The sequence below is a fragment of the Bradyrhizobium sp. STM 3809 genome, assembly GCF_000239795.1.
Lineage (GTDB): Bacteria > Pseudomonadota > Alphaproteobacteria > Rhizobiales > Xanthobacteraceae > Bradyrhizobium.
Genome location: NZ_CAFJ01000720.1, coordinates 1 through 22175, shown reverse-complemented (window position 1 = coordinate 22175; position 22175 = coordinate 1). Strand labels below are relative to the sequence as shown.

20 protein-coding genes are annotated in these 22175 nt (G+C 66.6%); 8 read left to right on the top strand and 12 right to left on the bottom strand.

All coding sequences use genetic code 11. The annotated features are described in order from the left end of the window. The 3 genes from BRAS3809_RS31115 to BRAS3809_RS31105 form a co-directional block, all read right to left on the bottom strand. Nucleotides 1-1531 (bottom strand): peptide ABC transporter substrate-binding protein (locus BRAS3809_RS31115; protein WP_035659679.1); only part of this gene is annotated, 1531 nt, incomplete at its 3' end. A 260-nt stretch (nucleotides 1532-1791) separates the two neighbouring features. Beyond that, a complete protein-coding gene (locus BRAS3809_RS31110; RefSeq protein ID WP_035659677.1) occupies nucleotides 1792-3585 on the bottom strand; it encodes a peptide ABC transporter substrate-binding protein in 1794 nt (597 codons plus the stop codon). Nucleotides 3586-3707: 122 nt separating this feature from the next. Further along, the gene (locus BRAS3809_RS31105) at nucleotides 3708-3965 is read right to left on the bottom strand and encodes a DUF7662 domain-containing protein (protein ID WP_008965985.1); all 258 of its coding nucleotides are present in this window, start codon (nucleotides 3963-3965) and stop codon (nucleotides 3708-3710) included. Between the two features lie 141 nt (nucleotides 3966-4106). Between BRAS3809_RS31105 and BRAS3809_RS31100 the strand changes: the two genes are divergently transcribed. After that, a complete protein-coding gene (locus tag BRAS3809_RS31100) occupies nucleotides 4107-5615 on the top strand; it encodes a GGDEF domain-containing protein (RefSeq protein WP_008965984.1) in 1509 nt (502 codons plus the stop codon). Nucleotides 5616-5638: 23 nt separating this feature from the next. Here the strand turns inward: BRAS3809_RS31100 and galU are convergent, their stop codons facing one another. Beyond that, the gene (gene galU / locus BRAS3809_RS31095; protein ID WP_008965983.1) at nucleotides 5639-6520 is read right to left on the bottom strand and encodes a UTP--glucose-1-phosphate uridylyltransferase GalU; all 882 of its coding nucleotides are present in this window, start codon (nucleotides 6518-6520) and stop codon (nucleotides 5639-5641) included. A gap of 214 nt (nucleotides 6521-6734) precedes the next feature. Here galU and BRAS3809_RS31090 point away from each other — a divergent pair, with 214 nt between their 5' ends. Together BRAS3809_RS31090 and BRAS3809_RS31085 are read left to right on the top strand one after the other, a co-directional pair. Continuing rightward, on the top strand, nucleotides 6735-8135 hold the full coding sequence (locus tag BRAS3809_RS31090; RefSeq protein WP_083839200.1) for a lytic murein transglycosylase: 1401 nt from the start codon (nucleotides 6735-6737) through the stop codon (nucleotides 8133-8135). 150 nt (nucleotides 8136-8285) lie between these two features. Then, entirely contained in the window at nucleotides 8286-10073 is a 1788-nt protein-coding gene (locus tag BRAS3809_RS31085) for an SGNH/GDSL hydrolase family protein (protein WP_008965981.1), read from the top strand. Between the two features lie 110 nt (nucleotides 10074-10183). Here the strand turns inward: BRAS3809_RS31085 and BRAS3809_RS31080 are convergent, their stop codons facing one another. From BRAS3809_RS31080 to BRAS3809_RS31070, 3 genes are all read right to left on the bottom strand, one after another. Beyond that, the gene (locus BRAS3809_RS31080; RefSeq protein ID WP_008965980.1) at nucleotides 10184-10549 is read right to left on the bottom strand and encodes a CsbD family protein; all 366 of its coding nucleotides are present in this window, start codon (nucleotides 10547-10549) and stop codon (nucleotides 10184-10186) included. 77 nt (nucleotides 10550-10626) lie between these two features. Beyond that, nucleotides 10627-11361, bottom strand: a complete 735-nt coding sequence (locus BRAS3809_RS31075) for an SDR family NAD(P)-dependent oxidoreductase (protein ID WP_008965979.1) — start codon at nucleotides 11359-11361, stop codon at nucleotides 10627-10629. Nucleotides 11362-11451: 90 nt separating this feature from the next. Further along, nucleotides 11452-12591, bottom strand: a complete 1140-nt coding sequence (locus BRAS3809_RS31070) for a PQQ-dependent sugar dehydrogenase (RefSeq protein ID WP_170323355.1) — start codon at nucleotides 12589-12591, stop codon at nucleotides 11452-11454. A gap of 242 nt (nucleotides 12592-12833) precedes the next feature. On the opposite strand from BRAS3809_RS31070, the gene BRAS3809_RS31065 reads away from it, so the two are divergent. Both BRAS3809_RS31065 and BRAS3809_RS31060 read left to right on the top strand, forming a co-directional pair. After that, complete coding sequence (locus BRAS3809_RS31065; RefSeq protein WP_008965977.1) at nucleotides 12834-13613, top strand: SDR family NAD(P)-dependent oxidoreductase; 780 nt, start codon at nucleotides 12834-12836, stop codon at nucleotides 13611-13613. A 137-nt stretch (nucleotides 13614-13750) separates the two neighbouring features. Continuing rightward, a complete protein-coding gene (locus BRAS3809_RS31060; protein ID WP_008965976.1) occupies nucleotides 13751-14638 on the top strand; it encodes a TauD/TfdA dioxygenase family protein in 888 nt (295 codons plus the stop codon). A gap of 200 nt (nucleotides 14639-14838) precedes the next feature. Here the strand turns inward: BRAS3809_RS31060 and BRAS3809_RS31055 are convergent, their stop codons facing one another. Beyond that, the gene (locus BRAS3809_RS31055; RefSeq protein WP_008965974.1) at nucleotides 14839-15489 is read right to left on the bottom strand and encodes a YqgE/AlgH family protein; all 651 of its coding nucleotides are present in this window, start codon (nucleotides 15487-15489) and stop codon (nucleotides 14839-14841) included. A 137-nt stretch (nucleotides 15490-15626) separates the two neighbouring features. Between BRAS3809_RS31055 and BRAS3809_RS31050 the strand changes: the two genes are divergently transcribed. The 3 genes from BRAS3809_RS31050 to BRAS3809_RS31040 all read left to right on the top strand — a co-directional run bounded on the left by BRAS3809_RS31050 (nucleotide 15627) and on the right by BRAS3809_RS31040 (nucleotide 18786). After that, on the top strand, nucleotides 15627-16466 hold the full coding sequence (locus BRAS3809_RS31050) for a protein-disulfide reductase DsbD domain-containing protein (RefSeq protein WP_008965973.1): 840 nt from the start codon (nucleotides 15627-15629) through the stop codon (nucleotides 16464-16466). A 107-nt stretch (nucleotides 16467-16573) separates the two neighbouring features. Next, nucleotides 16574-17950 (top strand): lipopolysaccharide biosynthesis protein, encoded by a 1377-nt coding sequence (locus tag BRAS3809_RS31045; protein ID WP_008965972.1) that lies wholly within the window; start codon nucleotides 16574-16576, stop codon nucleotides 17948-17950. A gap of 176 nt (nucleotides 17951-18126) precedes the next feature. Beyond that, nucleotides 18127-18786, top strand: a complete 660-nt coding sequence (locus tag BRAS3809_RS31040) for a L,D-transpeptidase (RefSeq protein WP_035659673.1) — start codon at nucleotides 18127-18129, stop codon at nucleotides 18784-18786. A 15-nt stretch (nucleotides 18787-18801) separates the two neighbouring features. Here the strand turns inward: BRAS3809_RS31040 and BRAS3809_RS31035 are convergent, their stop codons facing one another. From BRAS3809_RS31035 to BRAS3809_RS31020, 4 genes are all read right to left on the bottom strand, one after another. Beyond that, nucleotides 18802-19053, bottom strand: coding sequence for a SemiSWEET transporter (locus BRAS3809_RS31035; protein WP_008965970.1), 252 nt, complete (start codon nucleotides 19051-19053; stop codon nucleotides 18802-18804). A gap of 250 nt (nucleotides 19054-19303) precedes the next feature. Beyond that, nucleotides 19304-20095, bottom strand: a complete 792-nt coding sequence (locus tag BRAS3809_RS31030; protein WP_008965969.1) for a 3-hydroxybutyrate dehydrogenase — start codon at nucleotides 20093-20095, stop codon at nucleotides 19304-19306. Between the two features lie 5 nt (nucleotides 20096-20100). Beyond that, on the bottom strand, nucleotides 20101-21276 hold the full coding sequence (locus tag BRAS3809_RS31025) for a DUF3734 domain-containing protein (protein ID WP_008965968.1): 1176 nt from the start codon (nucleotides 21274-21276) through the stop codon (nucleotides 20101-20103). Nucleotides 21277-21420: 144 nt separating this feature from the next. Beyond that, entirely contained in the window at nucleotides 21421-21936 is a 516-nt protein-coding gene (locus BRAS3809_RS31020; protein WP_008965967.1) for a CAP domain-containing protein, read from the bottom strand. Nucleotides 21937-22175: the final 239 nt, after the last annotated feature.

The window sequence follows — 22175 nt, the reverse complement described above, 5'->3', positions numbered from 1 at the left end:
CCTTGCTGGCAATCTCCCAGGACACGAACTGGTTCATGAAGAACTGCGGGTCGGCCTGCGGCATGGTGGTCTGGTACATCTCCATGTCGCAATAGAAGTGCGGATAGGTGTCGGGGTTCGCCGGGTCTGAGGAAAAGAACACCGACGCGACGACCGACTTCAGCTCGACCTCGATGCCGGCCTTCTGGAACGCCTGCTTGATGATCGCCTGGTTCTTCTGGCGCGGCGCGTTGATCGAGGTCTGGAACACCAGCTTGATCGGCTTGCCGTCCTTCTCGCGGATCCCGGACGAATTCTTCTTCCAGCCGGCCTCTTCCAGGATCTGGTTGGCCTTGTCGATCGAGAACTCGAACTTGTTGTTGGGCGAGCGGAAGCGCTCGGGGTTGTTGAGGAAGTTCGCCGTCGCCATGCCGGCGCGGCCGTAGATGAACTTCTGCACCGAGGCGCGGTCGATCAGGAGATTGATCGCCTTGCGTACCGCTGGATCGGTGAAGAACGGATGCTTGGTCTTGACGCTGGCACGCTCGCCATTGACCTCGGTCCAGGGATCGGTGACGTTGAGCGCGATGTACTCGATGTGGCCGGTCACGGTCAGCGCGGCCTTGCCCTGGCCGCCGGCCTCCAGCTTGGTCAGGATCTCGTCCTCGACCTGCAGATTGTAGGCGTAGTCGTATTCGCCGGTCTGCAGCACCGCGCGCGCCGCCGACACGGCGTCGCCGCCGCCCTTGACCTCGACAGAGTCGAAATAGGGCCGGTTCGCCTGATGGTAGTCGGGGTTGCGCTTGGCGGAGATCGAATCGCCCGGCTTGAAGTCGACGTAGACGTAGGGACCGGTGCCGACCGGCTTGAGATTCGCCGGCGCCTCGCGCGACTTGCCGCCGATGTAGTCGGCGAACAGATGCTTCGGAATGACGAGACCATAGGCAGCGACGAAGGCGTCGGCCCAGAACGGCGTCGGCGCCTTGAAGTTCAGCTTCACGGTGAAATCGTCGATCTTGTCGATCGACTTGATGCCGCGATAGCTGCCGACCGAGACCGCGGCGGTATCCGGATTGACCGAGTACTCCCAATTGAAGATGACGTCGTCGGCGGTGAACGGCTTGCCGTCATGCCACTTCACGCCCTGCTTCAGCTTCCAGGTGACGGAGAGGCCGTCGGCGGCGAGCAGTCCGTTCTCCTTGCTCGGAATCTCCGCGGCGAGGATCGGCACCAGATTGCCGTCGGCGTCCCAGCCGGCGAGCGGCTCGTAGAACAGCCGGCAGGCTTCCTGGTCCTTGGTGCCGTTGGCGAAGTGCGGATTGAGCAGGGTCGGCGCCTGCCAGAACAGGAGCTTGAGCGGACCACCGCCACCCGCCTTGGTCGGCTTGTACTCCATCGCTTCCGCCGCGAAGGCGACGCCGGAATGGGCGAGCATCGCACCGGCCATCGGCGCGCTCAGCCCCACGGCAATCATCCGCTGCACAAAATCGCGCCGTGACAGGCGTCCCGCTTTGACATCAGCGATCTGGTTACGGAGGTCACGCTCGTTCATTCATCGACTCCAGTGTGGTGCTGAATGCCAAAAAAAGCGCTCCGCCAAGCATCTTCACGGAGCTGCACAAAATTGGATCAGCCTTCGAAGCGACTGTCAAAGCAGAATCCGGGCCAATTTCACAATATGAAACGGAACCATTGTCGCACCTCGCAGATGCAGCAGAAGACGTCGATGGGGAGTCCGGAAAATGGAACTCACACCGGCGAGGCGACGGCCGCCGCCGGGGTGCCCGGATACGGAATGATCGGCGAATGCGCTCAGCTCTCGCGGTACCAGTTCGGCAGCTGCCAGAGATCGTTGTCCCAGCCCGACGAGTGCGTCTGCAGACCCTTGCGGATGCCGCTGACACGCGGCCGGTTGAGCTCCGGCAGCACGTGACGTCCGGCGCAGACGAGGTCGTTGAGCTTGATGTACAGCGCCGCGCGCTTCACCGGGTCCAGTTCGACCGTCAGCGCGTTGTAGAGATCGTCGTACTCCTTGTTCTGCCAGCGCGAGATGTTACGCCCCTGCCACTTGTTGGCCTTGCTCGCGGCCTCCCATGACACGTACTGGGTCATGAAGGCCTGCGGCTCGGGCGAGGCCATCGTCATCAGGTACATTTCCATGTCGCAGTAGAAGTGCGCATAGGTGTCGGGATTGGCGACGTCGCTGGAGAAGAACACCGAGCCGACGACCGATTTCAGCTCGAGCTCGATGCCGGCTTTCTGGCAGGCCTGCTTGATGATCGCCTGGTTCTTCTGGCGCGGCCCGTTGATCGAGGTCTGGAACACCAGCTTCAGCTGTTTGCCGTCCTTCTCGCGGATGCCGCTCGCGCCCTTCTTCCAGCCGGCCTCCTCGAGGACCTGGTTGGCCTTGTCGATCGAGAACTCGAAGCGCGTGTTGGGCGAGCGGTAGCGCTCGGGATTGTTGACCGCATTGGCGGTCGCGATGCCGCCGCGGCCGTAGATGAACTTCTGGATCGAGGCGCGGTCGATCAGCAGATTGATGGCCTCGCGGACCGCGGGGTCCGAGAACAGCGGATGCCTGGTCTTGACGCTCGAACGCTCGCCGTCGACCTCGACATTGGGGTCGGTGGCGTTGAGCAGGATGAATTCGAGATTGCCGGTTGGCACGATCTCGGCCACGCCCTGGCCGCCGGTCTCCAGCTTGACGAGGATCTCGTCCTCGACCTGAAGATTCCATGCATAGTCGAACTCGCCGGTCTGCAGCACCGCGCGCGCCGCCGACACCGCGTCGCCGCCGCCCTTGATCTCCAGCGTGTCGAAATACGGCCGGTTGGGCACGTGATAGTCGGGGTTGAGCTTGCCGGTCAGCATGTCGCCCGGCTTGAAGTCGACGAACAGATAGGCGCCGGTGCCGACCGGCTTGAGGTTGTTCGGCGCCTCGCGCGACTTCGGCCCGATGTAGTCGGCGAACAGATGCTTCGGAATGATCGCGCCGCGGCCGCCGACGAACGGCGTGAACCATAGCGGCGTGGTCTGGCTGAACACGAGACGGACGGTGTGCTCGTCGACCTTCTCGATCGTCTTGATGTCCTTGTAGTCGCCGATCGTGACCGCCGACGTCTCCGGATTGCTGGCGTATTGCCAGTTGAAGATGACGTCGTCGGCAGTGAAGGGCTGGCCGTCATGCCACTTCACGTTCGGCTTGAGCTTCCAGATCACCCAGGTGCCGTCGGGCGCGACGGTGCCGTTGGCCACGCTCGGAATCTCGGTCGCCAGCACCGGCACGAGATTGCCGTCGGCATCCCATCCCGCCAGCGGCTCGTAGAAGGCGCGCGCGGCCTCCTGGTCCTTGGCGCCGATCGCGAAGTGCGGATTGAGCAGGGTCGGCGCCTGCCAGAACAGGATGCGCAGCGGCCCGCCGCCGCCGGCCTTGGTCGGCTTGTAGGGGAAGGCCTGCGCGGCCATCGCGACGCCGGAATGCGCCAGCATCATGCCGGCCAGCGGCGCCGTCAGTCCGGCGGCGAGCATCCGCTGCACGAAATCCCGGCGCGACAACCGCCCCTCTTTCACGGCAGCGATCTCGTGGCGCAGGTCGTGTTCGTTCATGACTGTTCTCTCTCCAGATTGTCGGCGGTCATTTGAGCGGGCTGCCGGCTTGCCTTCAAGGCCGTGCGCGCCATGGTCCCATCTGCATCGGGCCGAAGGCACGATCCGGGCCAGTTGCTGACTCAGCGCGGGGGCTTGAGCTTGCGGAAGCGGACGCCCTTGCCGTCGGGCAGCCGTGTCGCGACATAGCCCGCCGCCAGACAGGCCTCGCGCTGCGGCATCTTCTCCTGCGGGCTCCGCAGGCTGTCCCACCACGACGCCCGCTGCGCGGCCCGCGGCAAGCTGTCGCCAATCAGCTCCTCGATCTCGTCGAGGCTGAGCACCAGCTCGGGACGGGTCTGCCGCTTGAGGTAGTCGCTCAGGGCATCATAGTCGGGCAAGGTTCGACTCCAATCTGCAAGCGGATGTGGACCTGCCTTGACGACAGGTCGAACGCACGCAACCGCTCGTTAACCTAACATACGTTACTCGGAGGTATCCGTTGGTCTACGGACGGAAACCCACGGGGACGGGACGAGCCGATGCGCTGGACACGCCGAACAGGCCAGGCAAAGCCGCCTTGGCGTCTCTCGGCACGCACGCTCGTCACCTGCTCCATCTCCACCATCATCGGCTTCTCGGCCATCTGCGCCAGCGTCATGATCGACCTGCGCCGCGGCGAGGAAGTCCGCGCCCGCCAATCGCTGGAAAATCTCGCCGCCGGCATCGGCGCCGACATCAGCCGCAACATCGAGCTGTACGATCTGTCGCTGCGCGCCGTCGCGGCCAACATGTTGCTGCCCGAAATCAACGCGGTCAGCAAGCCGGTCCGCCATCTGATCCTGTTCGACCGCGCCTCCACGGCGCGGAATTTCGGCGTCATCCAGGTGTTCGATTCGAACGGCCGCCTCACCATCGATTCGGCCACGCTCGATCCCAGACCGGAGGATCGCAGCGATGCCGACTTCTTCCATGTGCATCGCGACCGCGCCGATGCCGGCCTTCAACTCAGCCGGCCGGCGCAGCATCAGGGCCATGTCTCCATTACGCTGAGCCGTCGCATCTCCGCGGCCGACGGCCGCTTCGCCGGGGTGGTCGCCGGTTCGATCCGCCTCGGCTATTTCCGCGACCTGTTCAGCCGGCTGTCGCTGCCGCCGGGCGTCGGCCTCACCGTGTTCGGCCGCGACGGCACCGTCATCGTGACCGCGCCGTTCGATGCGGAGGCGATCGGCCGCAATCTGGCGCGGTCCCCGGCGGTGACCCGCGCCCTGACCGAGCCGAGCGGCTGGTCGTCCAGCGCCGGCCTGCTCGACGATCAGCCGCGACTCCTGGTCTGGCGCAGCGCCAACGATCCCCTGGTGGTGGTCGCGAGCCGGACCTGGGACAGCGTCTACGCGGTGTGGCGCAACGAGGCGGCGCAGATCGGCGCGATGATGCTCGCGCTGATCGTCTTCGTGCTGGCGGCGACGCAGGTCGCCGCGCGCGAGATCCAGCTGCGCACCAGGGTCGAGGCCAGGCTCGAGCGGCTCGCCACCACCGACCCGCTGACCGGCCTGAAGAACCGGCGCAAGTTCGACGAGACGATCGAGATCGAATGGCGGCGCGCGCAGCGGGCGCAGGCACCGCTGGCGCTGTTGATGATCGATGCGGATCATTTCAAGAGCTACAACGACACCCATGGGCATCAGGCCGGCGACCAGGTGCTGGTCGGCATCGCCGTGTGCATCTCGGATTCGGTGCGACGCGCCGGCGATTGCGCGGCGCGCTATGGCGGCGAGGAGTTTTCGGTGCTGCTGCCGGGAACGGCGGAGGCGGATGCGCTGCACGTGGCGGAGACGATCCGCATCAAGGTCGCGCTGTGGGCGGGCGAAGACCGCAACACCTCGATCAGCATCGGCGTCGCCAGCGTCACACCCGCGCGCGATTCGGACTGGAGCGGACTGCTGAACGCCGCCGACCGGGCGCTCTACATGGCGAAGGCCGCCGGCCGCAACCGCTGCATGACGATGACGCCGCCGAAGCCGCTGCCCTCGCCGTCGCTGGCGGCGTGAGCCGCCAGCAGCAGCGCAAGCTCTCAGCCCTTGGCTTCGAGATACTTCTTCATGTCGGCGCGCAGGCCGTCGCGCAAGTCCGCGCGGGCCATGCCGAAGGCGATGTTGGCCTTCAGGAAGCCGGACTTCGAGCCGCAATCATGCCGCTCGCCGTCGAAATCGACGCCGTAGAATTTCTGCGTCTTCGACAGCCCGATCATCGCGTCGGTGAGCTGGATCTCGCCGCCGGCGCCGCGCTCCTGCGTCGCCAGGATCTTGAAGATCTCCGGCTGAAGGATGTAGCGGCCGGTGATCGAGAAGTTCGACGGCGCGGTGCCCTTGGCCGGCTTCTCGACCATGCCGTCGACCTCGAAGATCTTGCCGTCACGCTTGCCGACGCCGCAGATGCCGTATTGATGCGTCTGGTCGGCCGGCACCTCCTGCACCGCGAGCACGTTGCTCTTCTCCGGCAGCTTGTTGGCGGCGGCGATCATCTGCGCGAGGCAGCCGGGCGTGTTCAGCACCAGCTCGTCCGGCAGCACCACGGCGAACGGCTCGTCGCCGACGATGTCGCGCGCGCACCACACCGCATGGCCGAGGCCGAGCGGCGCCTGCTGGCGGGTGAAGCTGACCGCGCCGGCTTCCGGCTGGTCGCGCGCCAGGATGTCCATCTCGGTCTTCTTGCCGCGCGCCGCGAGCGTCGCGTCGAGTTCATACATCCGATCGAAATGATCCTCGATGGAGGTCTTGTTGCGCCCGATCACGAACACGAAATGCTCGATGCCGGCTTCCTTGGCCTCGTCGAAGACGTATTGGATGAGCGGCTTGTCGACGATCGTCAGCATCTCCTTCGGCATCGCCTTGGTGGCGGGAAGGACGCGGGTACCGAGACCGGCGACCGGAAAAACGGCTTTGCGGATCTTCATGGGGCCTGATTAAACCTTGTGACGAATGAATGCGAAATCGATCGCATGTTGGTAGCTCGTTTGCAGCCGAGAACAAAGGCGGATGTTGGTCCGGTGGTTCCCTTTCGACCCGCGATCGGAAGGCCATATTTCGCTGCTGAGAAATGATTAACCTTGTTAATCTCCCGTTAAGCAGGACCGGGCCTCCTGGGGCCCTCCTTGCGATGGATGACTGATGATGCGACGGAACGTCATGCTGGCAGCCTTGAGGACCGGAACGCAGGCGGCCGTGCTGGCCGCAGGCTTGGCGACGGTGTCCGGTTCCGCCCACGCGCAATCCGGCAATCCGCTGAACTTCCTCGACAGCCTGTTCACGGGGTCGCTGAGCAAGGGCAATCCCAGTCCCGCCGCGCCGGCACAGGCCCCGTCTCCCTCAGGGCCGCAACCCTGGAGCGGCGAGGACGGCGCCTCAGGCCATCCGCTGATGACCGCCGCGGCGATCCGCGAGGCCGCCGGCAATTTCGACGCCTGTGTCGCCGGCATGTGGCCAGATGCCGCACGGCGCAACATCACGCAGGACAATTTCCAGCGCTTCACGGCGGGCCTGACGCCCGACCTGCGCATCATGGACCTGCTCGACGCCCAGCCGGAGTTCACCAAGTCGATCTGGGACTATCTCGACATCCTGGTGAACGACAATCGCCTGGCCAAGGGCCGCGAGGTGCTGGCGAAGTACAAGCCGCAATTCGACGCCACCGAGCGCGCCTATGGCGTCGACCGCTACATCATCGCGGCGATCTGGGGCATCGAATCCAACTACTCGACCCAGATCGGCGACCGCAGCGTGCTGCAGTCGACCGCGACGCTCGCCTGCATCGGCCGCCGGCAGGCCTATTTCAAGGACGAGTTCCTGTCGGCGCTGGAGATCCTCAACCGCGGCGATCTCAGGCCCGAGCAGCTGCGCGGCTCCTGGGCCGGCGCGTTCGGCCCGACCCAGTTCATGCCGACCGCCTTCAAGCGCTTCGCCGTCGACGCCGACGGCGATGGCCGCCGCGACGTGGTCGACAATCCCGCCGACCTGATCGCCTCGACCGCCAACAACCTGAAGAAGGACGGCTGGCAGGCCGGCCAGAGCTGGGGCTACGAGGTCGTGCTGCCGCAGGGCTTCAACTTCATGCTGGCCGACCGCGCCAAGACCATGAGCTTCGCCCAATGGGAGCAGCTCGGGCTGCGCCGCGCCAACGGCCAGCCGTTCCCGGCGACCGCCGAGAAGGCCTATCTGCTGGCGCCGGCCGGCGCCCAGGGCCCGGGCTTCCTGATGCTGCAGAATTTCCGCGTCATCATGAAATACAACCCGGCCGAGGCCTATGCGCTGGCGATCGGACATTTCGCCGACCGGCTGCGCGGCGCGCCGCCCTTCGTGCAGGCCTGGCCGCGCGAGGAGCGCACCCTGTCACGGGCGGAGCGGCTGGAACTGCAGCAATTGCTGGCCGACCGCGGATTCTACCGCGGCACGCCGGACGGCCAGTTCGGCGGCCAGACCCGCGAGGCGCTGCGGAACTTCCAGGCCTCGATCGGGGCGCCGGCGGACGGCTTTGCCACCACGGACGTGCTGGAACGGCTGCGCGCGCGCTGATCGCCCGTAAGGGCCCCTCCGGCGGTAACCTTCCGGGGCAATTGCCGGGGCCATCAACACCATCCGGTGAATGCCCGTTTGCGGCCTGATTCGGGTCCTATTATATGGGTTGTCACGATTTCGCCCCGCGACGGCTGCGGACGGGTGTGCATGTCTAAGCTGAGATCCATCCTGAAGCTGCTGAACGAGCCCGGTCCGGCGGTCGTGCTGGCCGTCGTTGTAGCCATGCTGGTCGGGATCACCGGTCCGGCCTCGGCGCAGTTCTTCAACTTTAATCCCTTCGCCTCGCCGCGGCCGGCGCCGCGCGGCGGTGGTGGCGGCGGAGGCTGGTTCGGCGGCGACTTCTTCTCTCCCTACCAGCCGCAGCAGCCCAAGAAGGTCATCCAGGACTATTCCAAGGCGCCGGCACCGGAGAAGCGCGACAATGCCGCCGCCCCCGAACGCTACGTGCTGGTGCTCGGCGACGGCATGGCCGACTGGCTCGCCTATGGCCTGGAGGACGCCTATTCGGAGCAGCCCGACATGGGCGTCACCCGCAGGATCAAGACCAATTCCGGCCTGATCAAATACCAGCCCAAGGGCGAGCCGGCCGACTGGACCGCCGCCGCCAAGGGCATTCTGGCGACCGAGCGCGCCGACGCCATCGTGATCATGCTCGGCCTCAACGACCGGCTCTCGATGCGCGAGCCGGCCGTGGAGAAGACCGACAAGCCCGACGACAAGAAGGCTGCGGCGGACAAGGCCAAGAAGGATGCCAAGGCCAAGCCGGGAGAGGCCAAGCCCGGCGACCCCAAGGCCGCCGACGGCAAGCCCGGCGAGGCCAAGCCGGATGCCAAGTCCGATCAGAAGACCGATACGGCGGCCAAGCCTGCCGATAGCGAGCTGCCGCAGGACGAGGCCGACAACGACACGCCTGTCATCGCGGCCCCGGAGAAGACCCCGCGCGCACCGGGCGCACTCTACGAATTTCGCGACGAGCGCTGGGTCGAGCTCTACACCAAGAAGATCGAGGAGCTGATCGCGGTCGCCAAGAGCAAGGGCGTGCCGGTGCTATGGGTCGGCCTCCCGGCCGTCCGCGGCCCCAAGGGCACGGCCGACATGCTGTTCCTGGATTCGCTCTATCGCGACGCCGCCGGCAAGGCCGGCGTTACCTATGTCGACGTGTGGGACGGCTTCGTCGACGAGGCCGGCCGCTTCCTGCAGAAGGGCCCGGATTTCGAAGGCCAGATCCGCCAGCTGCGCTCCTATGACGGCGTCTATTTCACCAAGCCCGGCGCCCGCAAGCTCGCCCACTACGCCGAGCGCGAGATCAACCGGCTGCTGGCGACACGCTCCGCCCCGGTGGAGCTGCCGACCGAGCCGGCGACGCCCGACGCCAATGCGGTGCCGGGCCAGCCGGCGCCGCGCCCGGTCGCAGGCCCGATCCTGCCGCTGGTGGCCTCATCGGTCGGTACCGACCAGTTGCTCGGCGGTCCCGGCTCGCGTCCGGCATCGGTCGATGCGCTGGCCGCACGTACGCTGGTCAAGGGCGAGGCGCTGAGCCCGCCGGCCGGTCGCGCCGACGATTTCGTCTGGCCGCGCCGCGAGGTCGGCCGCGAACAGGCGAAGGAGCCGCCCAAGGAGCTCACCAAGCCCGACACGCCGGTCGCGGCGACTTCGCCCGCGGAGGCGCCGCAGGCGCCTGGCCAGCTTCCGCCGCAGCAGCGGCCGAAGCGGCTGACGACGCCGACGGCGCCCGGCCAGGGCCAGCCGCCGAGCCAGAACGGCCAAGCCAATCAGAACGGCCAGGGCCTGCGCGAGTTCTTCGGCTTTGGCGCGCCGCAACAGCAGCAGCCCACGCCGGTCAGGCCGCCGACCGTGCGCAACCCGAATGCCCCGCCCCGGCCGCCGGCCGCTGTGGGACGCTCGGCCGCCGTGCTCGACGCGCCGGCGCGCTGACCACTTCGGCGCATTCTTTTTCGTGCGAAACATCGGCACGACAAATCGGCCCGCATTCGAGAGCGAATGCGGGCCGATCGTCTTTCCGTCAGAGCTCAGCCGCGATCGGCTCAGTAGCGCCAGCGCTGCGGCTGCGGCCGGCTCGGGCGCATCAGCATCGCCAGCAGGAAGCCGATGCCGCCTGCGACCAGCAGCGCGCCCATCGGGTTGTCCTGCACGCGCTTGCTGAGCGCCTGGGTGCCGTCGCGCAGGCTGTCGGTGCTGCTGCCGAACGTATCCTTGGCGTAGTCCATCGCCGCATCGCCGGCCTCGCGGGCGGCGTCCTTGGCCTGGCCGTACAGGTTCTGCACGACGCCAGAGGCCTCGCGCGCGCGGCCCGAGGCCTGCGTGCTCTTGTCTCCGGTCATCTCGCCGATGCCGCCCTCGACCTTGCCTGCGACATCCTTCGCCGTTCCGGTCAACCGATCCGTATCCATCGCCGCCTCTCCTTCGTCTCGCGTTTGCGGGGCTTTCCGCTCTGCTAACCGGCTCGGGCGGCGACGGTTCCGGCCAACTACAAAATCAGCCCGCCATCGACGACGAGGGTCTGGCCGATGATGTAGGACGACAGCGGCGAGGCGAGGAACAGCGCCGCGCCGGCCATGTCCTGCGGCGTGCCGAGCCGCTTCAGCGGAATGCGCTGCAGGGCGCCTTCGAGGCGCTGCGGATTGGCGGTCGTCACCTTGGTCATCTTGGTATCGACCAGGCCCGGCGCGATGCCGATGACGCGGATGCCGTCGCCGGCCCAGGCCTCGGCGAGAGTCCGCGTCAGCCCGACCGCGCCGGTCTTGGAGGCATTGTAGGCGGGATTGCCCATCGTCGAATGATACGCCGCCGTCGACGACACGATGATCAGCGCGCCCTTGGACTCGCGCAGCAGGCCGTGAAACTTCGTCGCACAAGCCATCAGGCTGATGAGATTGACCTCCATCACCTTGCGGAAGCCGTCCATCGCGAACTCGCCGCGCCGATACAGCACCGCGCCCTGCGCCAGCACCAGCACGTCGAGCCGGTCGAAGCCCGGCGCGAACGCCTCGATCGCCGCGGCATTGCTGACGTCGAGTTGATGATAGTCCAGGCCCTCGAGATCGGAACCATCCTCGGCGCGATAATCGGCCGCACTGGTGCGCGTGCCGCAGATCGCGACGCGGGCGCCCTGCGCGCGGAATGACTGCGCGATGCCGTTGCCGATGCCGCTGGAGCCGCCGACCACCAGCACCTGCCGCCCCGTGAAATCGAGCGCGTTCATCTCCCTGCCCTCGTGTTGTTGTTTATCGGACATGTGTGGAGAGCGGCGCGCCTGCTGTCAACGCGCCACCGGCGGCGGCGAGATGCGTCGCTATTTCGCCGGCGTCAGGCGCCGGAGGCGGCCGGGTGAATCGTCCTCGATGATCCAGACCGCGCCATCGGGCGCGACGGCGACGTCGCGGATGCGCGCGCCCATGTCCCAGCGCTCGACCTCGTCCGGCTGGCCATCGGCGCGGAAAGCCACGCGCACCAGCGCCTGCGCCCGCAAGCCCCCGATCAGCGCCGATCCCTTCCATTGCGGAAACATCGCACCGTCGTAGAAGGCAAGGCCGGCCGGCGCGATCACCGGGTCCCAATAGAGCGGCGGCGCGGTGAGATCGGGCCGCGTTGCATGACGGGGAATCGGCGTGCCGTCGTAATTGTCGCCGTTCGACACCAGCGGCCAGCCATAGTTCTTGCCCGGCTCGATCAGGTTGAATTCATCGCCGCCGCGCGGCCCCATCTCGTGCAGCCACAGCCGGCCGTCGGCCGCAAAGGCCAGGCCGTAGGGATTGCGATGGCCCGTGGTCCAGGTCTGGGCCGGCACGCCCTCGTCCCCGGCCATCGGATTGTCCGACGGCGTCGACCCGTCGAGATTGAGCCGCAACACCTTGCCGCGCGCCTGGCGCGGATCCTGCGCGCTGTTCGGCTGCATGCGGTCGCCGACGGTGAGGAACAGATGCGTGCCTTGCGGATCGAAGGCGATGATGCCGCCGGGCTGACCGCCGCCACCCGACGGCGTCTGGCGCCAGATCACGGTCGGATCCGTCAGCGCTGCGCGATCATTGGCCAGCGACAAGACGGCACGGGTGAGCACGAGGCGGCTGCCTTCGGGGCTCGGCTCCGTGGAGGTGATGTAGACCTGCGACGTCGTCGCGAAGCTCGGCGACACCGCGATGTCGAGCAAGCCGTTCTGACCACGCGCGGCCACCGCCGGCACGTTGCCGATCTCGGTCTTCTGGCCGCTCTGGGTGACGACGAAGATGCGGCCCGGCTTCTCCGTCACCAACATGCGGCCGTCGGGAAGGAACGCGATCGCCCAGGGCGTGTCGAACTCGGCGACGGTCTGGGTCGCGAAGGGCGGCGTGCCGCTGGGCCGGCGGCTGCCGGCATTGATGCTGTCGGCATGGGCCTGCGAGATCGCCACGAGGCCGGCCGCCACCAACGCCATCAATGTGTTTCGTCGGTTCATGGTGGCTCCGTTCAACTCGCTGTGACGACGCATCGTGCGTCCAGGGAACGTGGCGATCGACCCGGCCGGATCATAGGGGGCAGTGCGGCAAAGTTGAGTGGGCGGACTCCGCATGATCTCGGACCGCGCTTGCAGTGCCGGACTCGAATGATCTCGTCCCGGAATCGTGCCTACCGGACAGATCTCATTGATGCTAATTCGATCATGCTGATAGGACGCATCTTTTTCCGCGAGCCGCAAATATGTCGGACCACAAGCAGCTCAGCCGTTCGGTCCAGGGACTGACCGTCCTGATCACGGGCGCGGCATCCGGCATGGGGCGCGCCACCGCGCGGGTCTTTGCCGACCAGGGCGCGCACGTCGCGGTCACCGATATCGACGCGGACGGCGCGCATGCGGTCGCCGTGGACATCGCAGCCGCGGGCGGAACGGCGCGCGCTTGGCGGCTCGATCTGACGGACCGCGACGCCATCGCAGCCGTCGTCGCCGGCGCGGCGGCGCATTTCGGCGGGTTGGACATCGTCGTGAACAATGCCGGCATCTCGGTTCGCGTCGCGATCGACGACGATGCCTATGACGAGGCTTGGGCAAAGGGCCTTGCGGTGATGCTCACCGCGCAGCAGCGCGTCATCCGCGCCGCGCTGCCGCATCTGCGCCGATCCGCAAGCCCGCGCATCGTCAACATCGCCTCCACGGAAGCGCTCGGCGCCACCGCGCTGCACAGCGCCTATTCCGCCGCCAAGGCCGGCGTGACCGGACTGACGCGCTCGCTCGCGGTCGAGCTCGGCCGCGACGGCATCACCGTCAACTGCATCTGCCCGGGCCCGATCACGACGGCGATGACCGCGCGCATCCCCGAGGAGCAGAAGACCATCTACGCCAGACGCCGCACGGCGCTCGGCCGCTATGGCGATCCCGAGGAAGTCGCGCACATGACCCTGAGCCTGTGCCTGCCGGCCGCCTCGTTCATCACCGGCGCCGTGATCCCGGTCGACGGCGGGCTGATGGCCCGCAATGCCTGACCTCCGCCGCGCCGGCATGACAGCCGTGCGCGGCGCCGCCCGGCGCCCGCGTTGACTTCGCAGACTGCCGGCGTAGCCTTCGAGCGGCGACGCGGACCGACAGATCCGCCGCGACGAGGACACGCAAGGAGAACGCCATGGCCATCGCCATCCGGCAGCTGCATCCGCATTTCGTCGGCGAAGTCTCCGGCGTGGACCTGCGGCATCCGCTGACACGCGACGAGGTCGCGCAGCTGCAGGCCGCGATCGATCACTATGCGGTGCTCGTGTTCCATGACCAGGATATCAGCGACGAGCAGCAGCTCGCCTTCGCGCTGAATTTCGGCGAGCGCGAGCAGGCGCGCGGCGGCACCGTGACGAAGAAGGAGGACTACCGGCTCACCACCGGCCTCAACGACGTCTCCAACCTCGGCAAGGACGGCAAGCCGCTGCCACCGGATCATCGCACGCATCTGTTCAATCTCGGCAACTGCCTGTGGCACTCCGACAGCTCGTTCCGGCCGATCCCGGCGAAGTACTCGATCCTCTCGGCCCGCATCGTCAATCCCAAGGGCGGCAACACCGAGTTCGCCGACATGCGCGCAGCCTATGATGCGCTCGACGATGAGACCAAGGCCGAGATCGAGGATCTCGTCTGCGAACATTCGCTGATGTATTCGCGCGGCTCGCTCGGCTTCCTCGACTACACCGACGAGGAGAAGCAGATGTTCAAGCCGGTCCGGCAGCGGCTGGTGCGCACGCATCCGGCGCATGGCCGCAAGTCGCTGTATCTGTCGTCGCATGCCGGCGCCGTCGTCGGCATGAGCATGCCCGAGGGCCGGCTGCTGCTGCGCGACCTCACCGAGCATGCGACGCAGCCGGAGTTCGTCTATGTGCACACATGGAAGCTGCATGACCTGATCATGTGGGACAACCGCCAGACCGTGCACCGCGTGCGCCGCTACGATCAGTCCCAGCCGCGCGACATGCGCCGCGCGACGGTGGCCGGCACCGAGCCGACGGTGGCGCAGCAGGCGGCGGAGTAGCGCTGTTTCAGTGACTTCGTTCCGGAGAGGCCGTCATTGCGAGGAGCGAAGCGAGGAAGCAATCCAGAGTCGCGGGCGAGACGCTGGATCGCTTCGCTGCTCTCGCAATGAAGGTGAAGAGGCAGAGCGCACGCCGACCAGACTGGATGGCCATCGGGGCGAGCCGCAAGATTATCGATAGGACCGATTATCGATAGGACCTACGCGTGGCCCGCGGCGTTGGACAGCATGCCGGGATCGATGCCGATCTTGCGCAGCGCCAGGTCGTATTTGTTCTCGACATTGTCGCCGAAGATCAGCTCGGGATCGGCATCGCAATGCAGCCAGCCATTGTCCTGGATCTCCTCCTCGAGCTGACCGGCGCGCCAGCCGGCGTAGCCGAGCGCAAGGATGGCGTGCTTCGGTCCGTCGCCCTTGGCGATCGCCTTGAGGATGTCGATCGTCGTCGTCAGGCACACGCCGTCATTGATCTTCAAGGTGGCGTTGGCGATGAAGTAGTCGCTCGAATGCAGCACGAAGCCGCGGCCGGTGTCGACCGGACCTCCGCTCAGCACCTTCATCGTCTCGGCGCTGCTCGGCAACGTGATCTGGTCGTTCTTCCCGATGATATTGAGTTGCATCAGGAGCTGCGGGAAATCGATGCTGCCGGCCGGCCGGTTCACCATGATACCCATGGCGCCCTCGGCGGAGTGCGCGCACAGATAGATCACCGAGCGCTCGAAGCGGGAATCGCCCATCACGGGCATCGCGACCAGCAGCTGGCCGTCGAGGTAGCCGCCGTGAGAGGCTTGATCGCCGATCCCGGTCACTTTGCGGCGAATGTCGCCGAGCCGTTTTGCTTCAGGATTCATCCGCGAGGACTCTCATGATCGTCGATATCCTGATATTGGGATGCACATCTGTCAATCAAGGTTCAGGTCCCCGCGGCGAAATCTGCCTCACAAGCAATTCAATGGTTTGCGGCTGAACAGCACACTAAAGACGTCTCATGTCCGCCTTGGTTCCTCACCACTCCGCCACACTGTTCATCGCCGCCATCATATCGAGCTGCCTGGCGTTCGGCGCGCGCGCGCAGGACTCCTCGCCCTGGCAGCGCGACGGCCACTCCGCGGTGCGCCTGCTGGCGGGCTCGCGCAGCGGCCCGGTGCTGCTGGGCGGCATCGCCTTCCAGCTTCAGCCGGGATGGAAGACCTATTGGCGGACACCCGGTGATTCCGGCGTGCCGCCGCGGTTCGACTTCTCGAAGTCGGAGAACGTCGAAGCCGTGACCGTTCTGTGGCCGGCGCCGACCAAGTTCGACGACGGCGCCGGCGGCCACTCGCTCGGCTATCACGATTCCATCGTGCTGCCGCTGCGCATCGTCAGCAAGAACACCGACAAGCCGATGACCCTGCGCGCCGACATCAGCTACGCGGTCTGTGAGAAGATCTGCATCCCGGTCGAAGCCAAGGCGGAGCTCGCCTTCACCAGCGTCGCCAGCACCGAGGATACGGCGCTGTCCGCCGCCCTCGATACCGTGCCGAAGCCCGCCAACGTCGGCGATCCCAATCCGCTCACGATCCGCGACGTCAAGCGCGACGGCAAGAAGGACGTCATCGTCGACGTGGCGGCCCCGGATGGACGCGGCGTTCATCTGTATGTCGAGGGGCCGACGCCCGACTGGGCGCTGCCGATCCCGACCATGCGTGACAGCGGCACGCCGGGGATCACCCGCTTCGCCTTCGAGCTCGACGGCGTGCCGCCGGGCGTGAAGCCCGACGGCGCGGCGTTGAAGTTCACGCTGGTCGCCCCCGACAAGGCCTACGAGTTCAACGTCAACCTGCCCTAGGCGGTCCCGCCTGCCGGCGAAGGCACCGGCCGATCCAACCGATTCTTAACGATGGGTTGATACGAAGGCACCATCGCCGCGACTGGCGCGGCCGTGGAGCCCCTGCCGTGGCCGTGATGGACGCCCGCAACGACCCCGTATCCCCAGGCTTGTTCGCCAGACTGAAGGCGCGCCTCACCACGCTCGGCGGCAGCGGCGAGGCCTCGCTGACGCGGCGGCTGGCCGGCACGATCTTCGTCATCCGCGTGCTCAGCGCCGGGCTCGCCTATCTCAGCCAGATCCTGCTCGCGCGCTGGATGGGAGGCTCGGACTACGGCACCTATGTCTATGTCTGGACCTGGGTGCTGCTGCTCGGCAGCATGTTGGATGTCGGCATCGCCTCGTCGGCGCAGAAGATCATTCCTGACTACCGCACGTCCCGTCAGCACGCGCTGCTGCGCGGCTTCCTGTCCGGGGGCCGCTGGCTGACGCTCGCGACCTCCACCGCCGCGGCGCTGCTGCTCGCCGGACTCGTTGCCGTGCTGTCGCCGTGGATCGACGCAAGCGAGCGCTGGCCGCTGTACATCGGCTGTCTCACCTTGCCGGCCTTCGTGGTCGCCAACACCCAGGACGGCATCGCGCGCTCGCACGACTGGATGGCGCTCGGGCTGATGCCGCAATTCATCATCCGCCAGGCGCTGATCATCGGCTTCACCGCCGGCGCCTTCGTGCTCGGCTTCGATCTCGGCGCCACCGCCGCGATGGCGGCGAGCGCCGCCGCGGTCTGGCTCGCGATGCTCGGCCAGATGCTGGTGCTGAACCGCAGGCTCGGCCGTCACATCGAGCCCGGGCCGAAACAATACGACCTGCGCGGCTGGCTCGCGATCTCGCTGCCGATCCTGCTGGTCGAGAGCTTCTATCTGCTGCTGTCCTACACCGACGTGCTGGTGCTGCAGCAGTTCCGCTCCTCGGAGGAGGTCGGCATCTATTTCGCGGTCGTGAAGACGCTCGCGCTGGTGTCGTTCATCCACTATGCGATGTCGGCGACGACGGCGCATCGCTTCGCCGAGTATCACGCGCTGGGCGACAAGGCGCGGCTGGCGGCCTATGTCGCGCATGCCATCAAATGGACGTTCTGGCCGTCGCTCGCGGCGACCCTGGTGCTGCTCGCGCTCGGCAAGCCGCTGCTGTGGCTGTTCGGCGCGCAGTTCACGAGCGGCTACGACATCATGTTCATCGCCGCGATCGGCCTCGTCGTGCGCGCCGCGATCGGCCCGGTCGAGCGGCTCTTGAACATGCTGGGCCAGCAGCGCGCCTGCGCCTCCGCCTATGCGGCGGCGTTCGTGATGAACCTCGTGCTGTGCATCCTGCTGGTGCCGCAATTCGGCGGCCATGGCGCCGCGGCCGCGACCTCGCTGTCGCTGGCGTTCGAGACCGTGCTGCTGTTCCGCATCGTCAAGCAGCGGCTCGGCCTGCACGTTCTTGCCTTCGGCAAGGCATCCTGAGGGACCCTTGTTGACGCAACAATTGCGTCATCTTGTCCTTGGTTTGACGGAACCGAGAGCATCATCCCGACGCAGGTCTCCCGGCGCTGCGATCACGCAAGTGTTGGCTGCAATGCCTTGATAATGGCGCGATCCTCCGGGCACATGGCTTGGACCGCGCGTCGGGGGAGAAAGAGATGCCGAGACTGGGGCTCGCAGTGGTGCTGGCCGCGCCGTTGTTGTTGGCGGGCTGCATGGAAGCGACGCTGTCGCCGACCACGGATGCCGCGCTGACCCCGCGCGACCGCCAGTTGCTGGCACACGCGCCCTATGCCGAAGCCCAGATCCCCGAGCAGTTCCAGCGCCACATCGTCGAGTACAGCCGGCAGGAACAGCCGGGCACGATCGTCGTCGATACCGACGCGCGCTTCCTGTACTACGTACTTCCCGATCGCAAGGCCGTCCGATACGGCGTTGCCGTCGGCGAGGAGGCGCAGGCTTTCCACGGCGTCGCGACGGTCGGCAAGATGGCCGAGTGGCCGGACTGGGTTCCGACCGCGGAGATCCAGGCCCGCCTCGGGCCCTATCCGAAGCGCGTCGCCGGCGGCCCGGCCAATCCGCTGGGCGCCCGCGCGATCTATCTCTACGAGGGCAATCGGGACTCGCTGTACCGCATCCACGGCACCAACCAGCCCGAATATATCGGCCAGGCGATCTCGTCCGGCTGCATCCGCATGACCAATCAGGATGTCGCCGATCTCTACAGCCGCGTGCAGTTGGGCTCGACCGTGGTCGTGCTGCCGCCCGGCCAGAGCGTCGCCTCGTCGGCCACGAACGCCTTCGCGCGCGGCATCTGACGGCGCGCACTCGCCTCAGCCGTAGCGCAGCTTGAGGCCGAGGATCGCGGCCACCAGGCCGAGCGTGATGGCGTTGGCGACGACCAGCGGGACGTCGCTGATCAGCGCGCCGTAGAGCAGCCACATCGAATTGCCGGTGGTCTGCAGCACGAACATGCCGGTCGAGATGTCGTTGGTCGAGCGCGAGCGCCAGGCCTTGATGACCTGCGGCAGGAACGAACTCGTGGTGCAGATGGCGGCGCCGAGGCCGATGATCGTGGTCAGCAAGGTGGGGTCCGTGCGCTGGTCGTGGAAACGCCAGCTTGTAGAATGACGCGCGCCGAAGCGAAACCCGCTCCGGCGCGAAACTGGCGCTTTGAGTGAGGCGGACCCCACCCTGGGTCATTCCCCGCGCAAGCGGGGAATCCAGTACGCCGCAGCTTTTCGATCAATCACGACCGTCTCTGGAATACTGGATCGCCCGGTCAAGCCGGGCGATGACGGTGTGGGCAAAGCAGGCTCCGCCCATCAAGCAAAGTTACGCCGCGGTCCAGCCGCCGTCGATCGACAGATTGGCGCCGGTGATCTGCGCGGCCTCGTCGCTGCACAGGAACAACGCCAGCGCCGCGACCTGGTCGACCGTGACGAACTCCTTGGTCGGCTGGGCGGCGAGCAGCACGTCGTTGATGACCTGCTCCTTGGTGAGGTTGCGCGCCTTCATCGTGTCCGGAATCTGCTTCTCGACCAGCGGCGTCCAGACGTAGCCCGGCGAGATGCAGTTGCAGGTGATCTTGAAGGTGGCGAGCTCGAGCGCGACCGTCTTGGTCAGGCCGGCGATGCCGTGCTTGGCCGAAACATAGGCCGACTTGAACGGCGAGGCGACCAGCGAGTGCGCAGACGCCGTGTTGATGATGCGGCCCCAGCCGCGCTTCTTCATGCCGGGCACCGCGGCGTGGATGCCGTAGAACGCCGAGGAGAGGTTGATCGCGATGATCTGCTCCCACTTCTCCGGCGGAAACTCCTCGACCGGCGAGACGAACTGGATGCCGGCATTGTTGACGAGGATGTCGACCGAGCCGAACGTCGACTCGCCGAGCGCGATCATGCCGGCGATCTCGGCCGGCTTGCTCATGTCGGCCGGCGAATGCACGGCCTTCACCTTGAAGTCGCTCTCGATGCCGGCGCGCTCCTTCTCGATGTCGGCGGGCGCGCCGAAGCCGTTGATCACGATGTTGGCGCCGGCAGCGGCGAAGCCGCGCGCGATGGCAAGTCCGATGCCGCTGGTCGAGCCGGTCACGACCGCGGTCTTGCCCTTCAAATTCGTCGTCATGTGCTTCACTCCTTCTTGGCGGCAGCGGGGCTGCCATCCTGCGTGAGATCGTAGGTGACCATGGTCTCGCCGGACTGCGGCCGCTCGAGCCAGTCCTTGTGGCGCATCGACTGATGCACGTCGCGCACGCCCGCCTCCCAATGCTCGACCATCGCGACATGGGAGAAGTCGTAGTCCTTCGACGACGTCTCGTAGCTCTTGCTGCGATAGATCAGGTGGACCACGGTGACGGTGTTCTCCTGCGCGGCCTTGCACAGGATCTCCAGCGACGGATCGTTGCGCAGCTCGTCCGGCAGCTTGTCGTAGAGCTCACGCAGCGCCTTGCGGGTGTTGTGGATCATCCGGTTCTTGTCGGTGTTCATCCGCGTCCGGCTGGAATAGCGGATATCCTTCTCGCGCTCGGCCGCCTCGAGCAGGGTGCGCGGCAGCTCGCCGCGCGCCGAGAACAGGTCGACCTGGAAGATCAGGAGATCGCGGCCGGTCTCGGTGTCGAGCACGTAGTCGAGCGGCGTGTTGGATGCGATGCCGCCGTCCCAGTAATGCTCGCCGTCGATCTCGACCGGCGGGAAACCCGGCGGCAGCGCGCCGGAGGCCATGATGTGCTCGGGCCCGATGCGCTTGCCCTGCTTGCTGAATTCGACATTGTCGAAATAGGTGAAGTTGCCGGTGGTGACGCCGACGGCGCCGACCGACAGCCGGGTCTTGAGGTCGTTGATGCGGTCGAAATCGACCAGCCGCTCCAGGGTGCGCTTCAGCGGCGCGGTGTCGTAATAGCTCACCGACTGCGGCGTGCCGGCCGGCCATAGCGGCGCCGGCGGAAAGCGCGGCGTGAAGAAGCCCGGCACGCCGAACGCGGCGATCAGCCCGGCGCTGATCTCGTTGAAGGCCGAGCGGTGATTGTCGCCGTCGAGCAGCGGCTTCCAGGGCACCGGCGACGACACCATCTCCCAGAATTCCTTGAGGCGGGCGATGCGCTTGTCGCGGTCGTTGCCGGCGATGATCGCGGCATTGATGGCGCCGATCGAGATCCCGGCGACCCATTCCGGCTCGAAATCGAAGTGACACAGCGCCTGATAGGCGCCGGCCTGGTAGGAGCCCAGCGCGCCGCCGCCCTGCAGGACGAGCACGCGTTGCGATTCGGTGGGAGTTGCGGGCAGCGGAGGAAACGGATGTTGCGTCATTGCGCCGGTCATTAGCAAAGCAATGCGACAGCGTGGCGTCACTTCGCGGTGACGTCAATCCACCTCAATGGATGGGTGACGTCGGTCACATGCCACGCCGCCGAGGCGGCCGAGCATTGCGCAAGGCTGCGGCACGCCTGCCCCTTACGACGGCTTCTTGCTGTCCGGCGCCGCCAGGATCATGGTCCAGAACACCTTGTACTTGGTGTTTGGCGCGTAGCTCGCCGCGATGCCTATTTTGGTGACACCGCTCTTGAGCATGTTGGCGCGGTGCGGCGGCGAGTCGCGCCAGCCCGAAAACGCCTCCGCCAGCGTGTGGTAGCCGGCCGAGACGTTCTCCACCGCGACGACCGCGTCATAGCCCGCCCCGTTCAACCGCTTGGCCAGCGGGGCGCGGACGTCGTGATCGAGCTTGTTCTTGTCGGCCATCGCGTTCGACTGCGACTCCGCCAGCCGCATCAGCTCGGGATCGACCTCGACCGTGCCGAGCCCGTTGTTCTGGCGGTATTGCGAGATCATCGTCGCCGCGGCAACCGCATCGAGCTTGGCGCCGGCGACCGCCATGTCGGCATACATGGTCGGCGCCTGCACCACCGGCGTCTCGGCCGCGCAGCCGGCGAGCAGGAGTGCGATGGAGAGGGCGAGTGCGCGATGCGTCAATGAACCAGTCCCTGTGCCGAGAAGAGAGCCGGGTTGTTGCACATCAACCGTGGCTGAAAGGTGAATCGACGGTAAGTTCCATCGGTTCAATTCGAGCCATTGCGGCCGGCAACGGTTCGTTCACCATAAGGATAGCACGGTCAAGCCACCTGCCCCGCCACACCCTCGGTGTCGTCCACGCCCTGAGCCGGGATCCATACGCCGCGGCGGCTGTGGTGAGACGCGATGCCGCTCCAGCA

Bases quoted from the DNA above. Each gene is read 5' to 3' on its own strand.
- BRAS3809_RS31060 (WP_008965976.1), top strand. From the start codon at position 13,751: ATGGCCATCGCCATCCGGCAGCTGCATCCGCATTTCGTCGGCGAAGTC.
- BRAS3809_RS31075 (WP_008965979.1), bottom strand. From the start codon at position 11,361: ATGAACGCGCTCGATTTCACGGGGCGGCAGGTGCTGGTGGTCGGCGGC.
- BRAS3809_RS31050 (WP_008965973.1), top strand. From the start codon at position 15,627: ATGTCCGCCTTGGTTCCTCACCACTCCGCCACACTGTTCATCGCCGCC.
- BRAS3809_RS31065 (WP_008965977.1), top strand. From the start codon at position 12,834: ATGTCGGACCACAAGCAGCTCAGCCGTTCGGTCCAGGGACTGACCGTC.
- BRAS3809_RS31070 (WP_170323355.1), bottom strand. From the start codon at position 12,591: ATGAACCGACGAAACACATTGATGGCGTTGGTGGCGGCCGGCCTCGTG.
- galU (WP_008965983.1), bottom strand. From the start codon at position 6,520: ATGAAGATCCGCAAAGCCGTTTTTCCGGTCGCCGGTCTCGGTACCCGC.
- BRAS3809_RS31055 (WP_008965974.1), bottom strand. From the start codon at position 15,489: ATGAATCCTGAAGCAAAACGGCTCGGCGACATTCGCCGCAAAGTGACC.
- BRAS3809_RS31090 (WP_083839200.1), top strand. From the start codon at position 6,735: ATGATGCGACGGAACGTCATGCTGGCAGCCTTGAGGACCGGAACGCAG.
- BRAS3809_RS31030 (WP_008965969.1), bottom strand. From the start codon at position 20,095: ATGACGACGAATTTGAAGGGCAAGACCGCGGTCGTGACCGGCTCGACC.
- BRAS3809_RS31040 (WP_035659673.1), top strand. From the start codon at position 18,127: ATGCCGAGACTGGGGCTCGCAGTGGTGCTGGCCGCGCCGTTGTTGTTG.
- BRAS3809_RS31110 (WP_035659677.1), bottom strand. From the start codon at position 3,585: ATGAACGAACACGACCTGCGCCACGAGATCGCTGCCGTGAAAGAGGGG.
- BRAS3809_RS31100 (WP_008965984.1), top strand. From the start codon at position 4,107: ATGCGCTGGACACGCCGAACAGGCCAGGCAAAGCCGCCTTGGCGTCTC.
- BRAS3809_RS31085 (WP_008965981.1), top strand. From the start codon at position 8,286: ATGTCTAAGCTGAGATCCATCCTGAAGCTGCTGAACGAGCCCGGTCCG.
- BRAS3809_RS31080 (WP_008965980.1), bottom strand. From the start codon at position 10,549: ATGGATACGGATCGGTTGACCGGAACGGCGAAGGATGTCGCAGGCAAG.
- BRAS3809_RS31025 (WP_008965968.1), bottom strand. From the start codon at position 21,276: ATGACGCAACATCCGTTTCCTCCGCTGCCCGCAACTCCCACCGAATCG.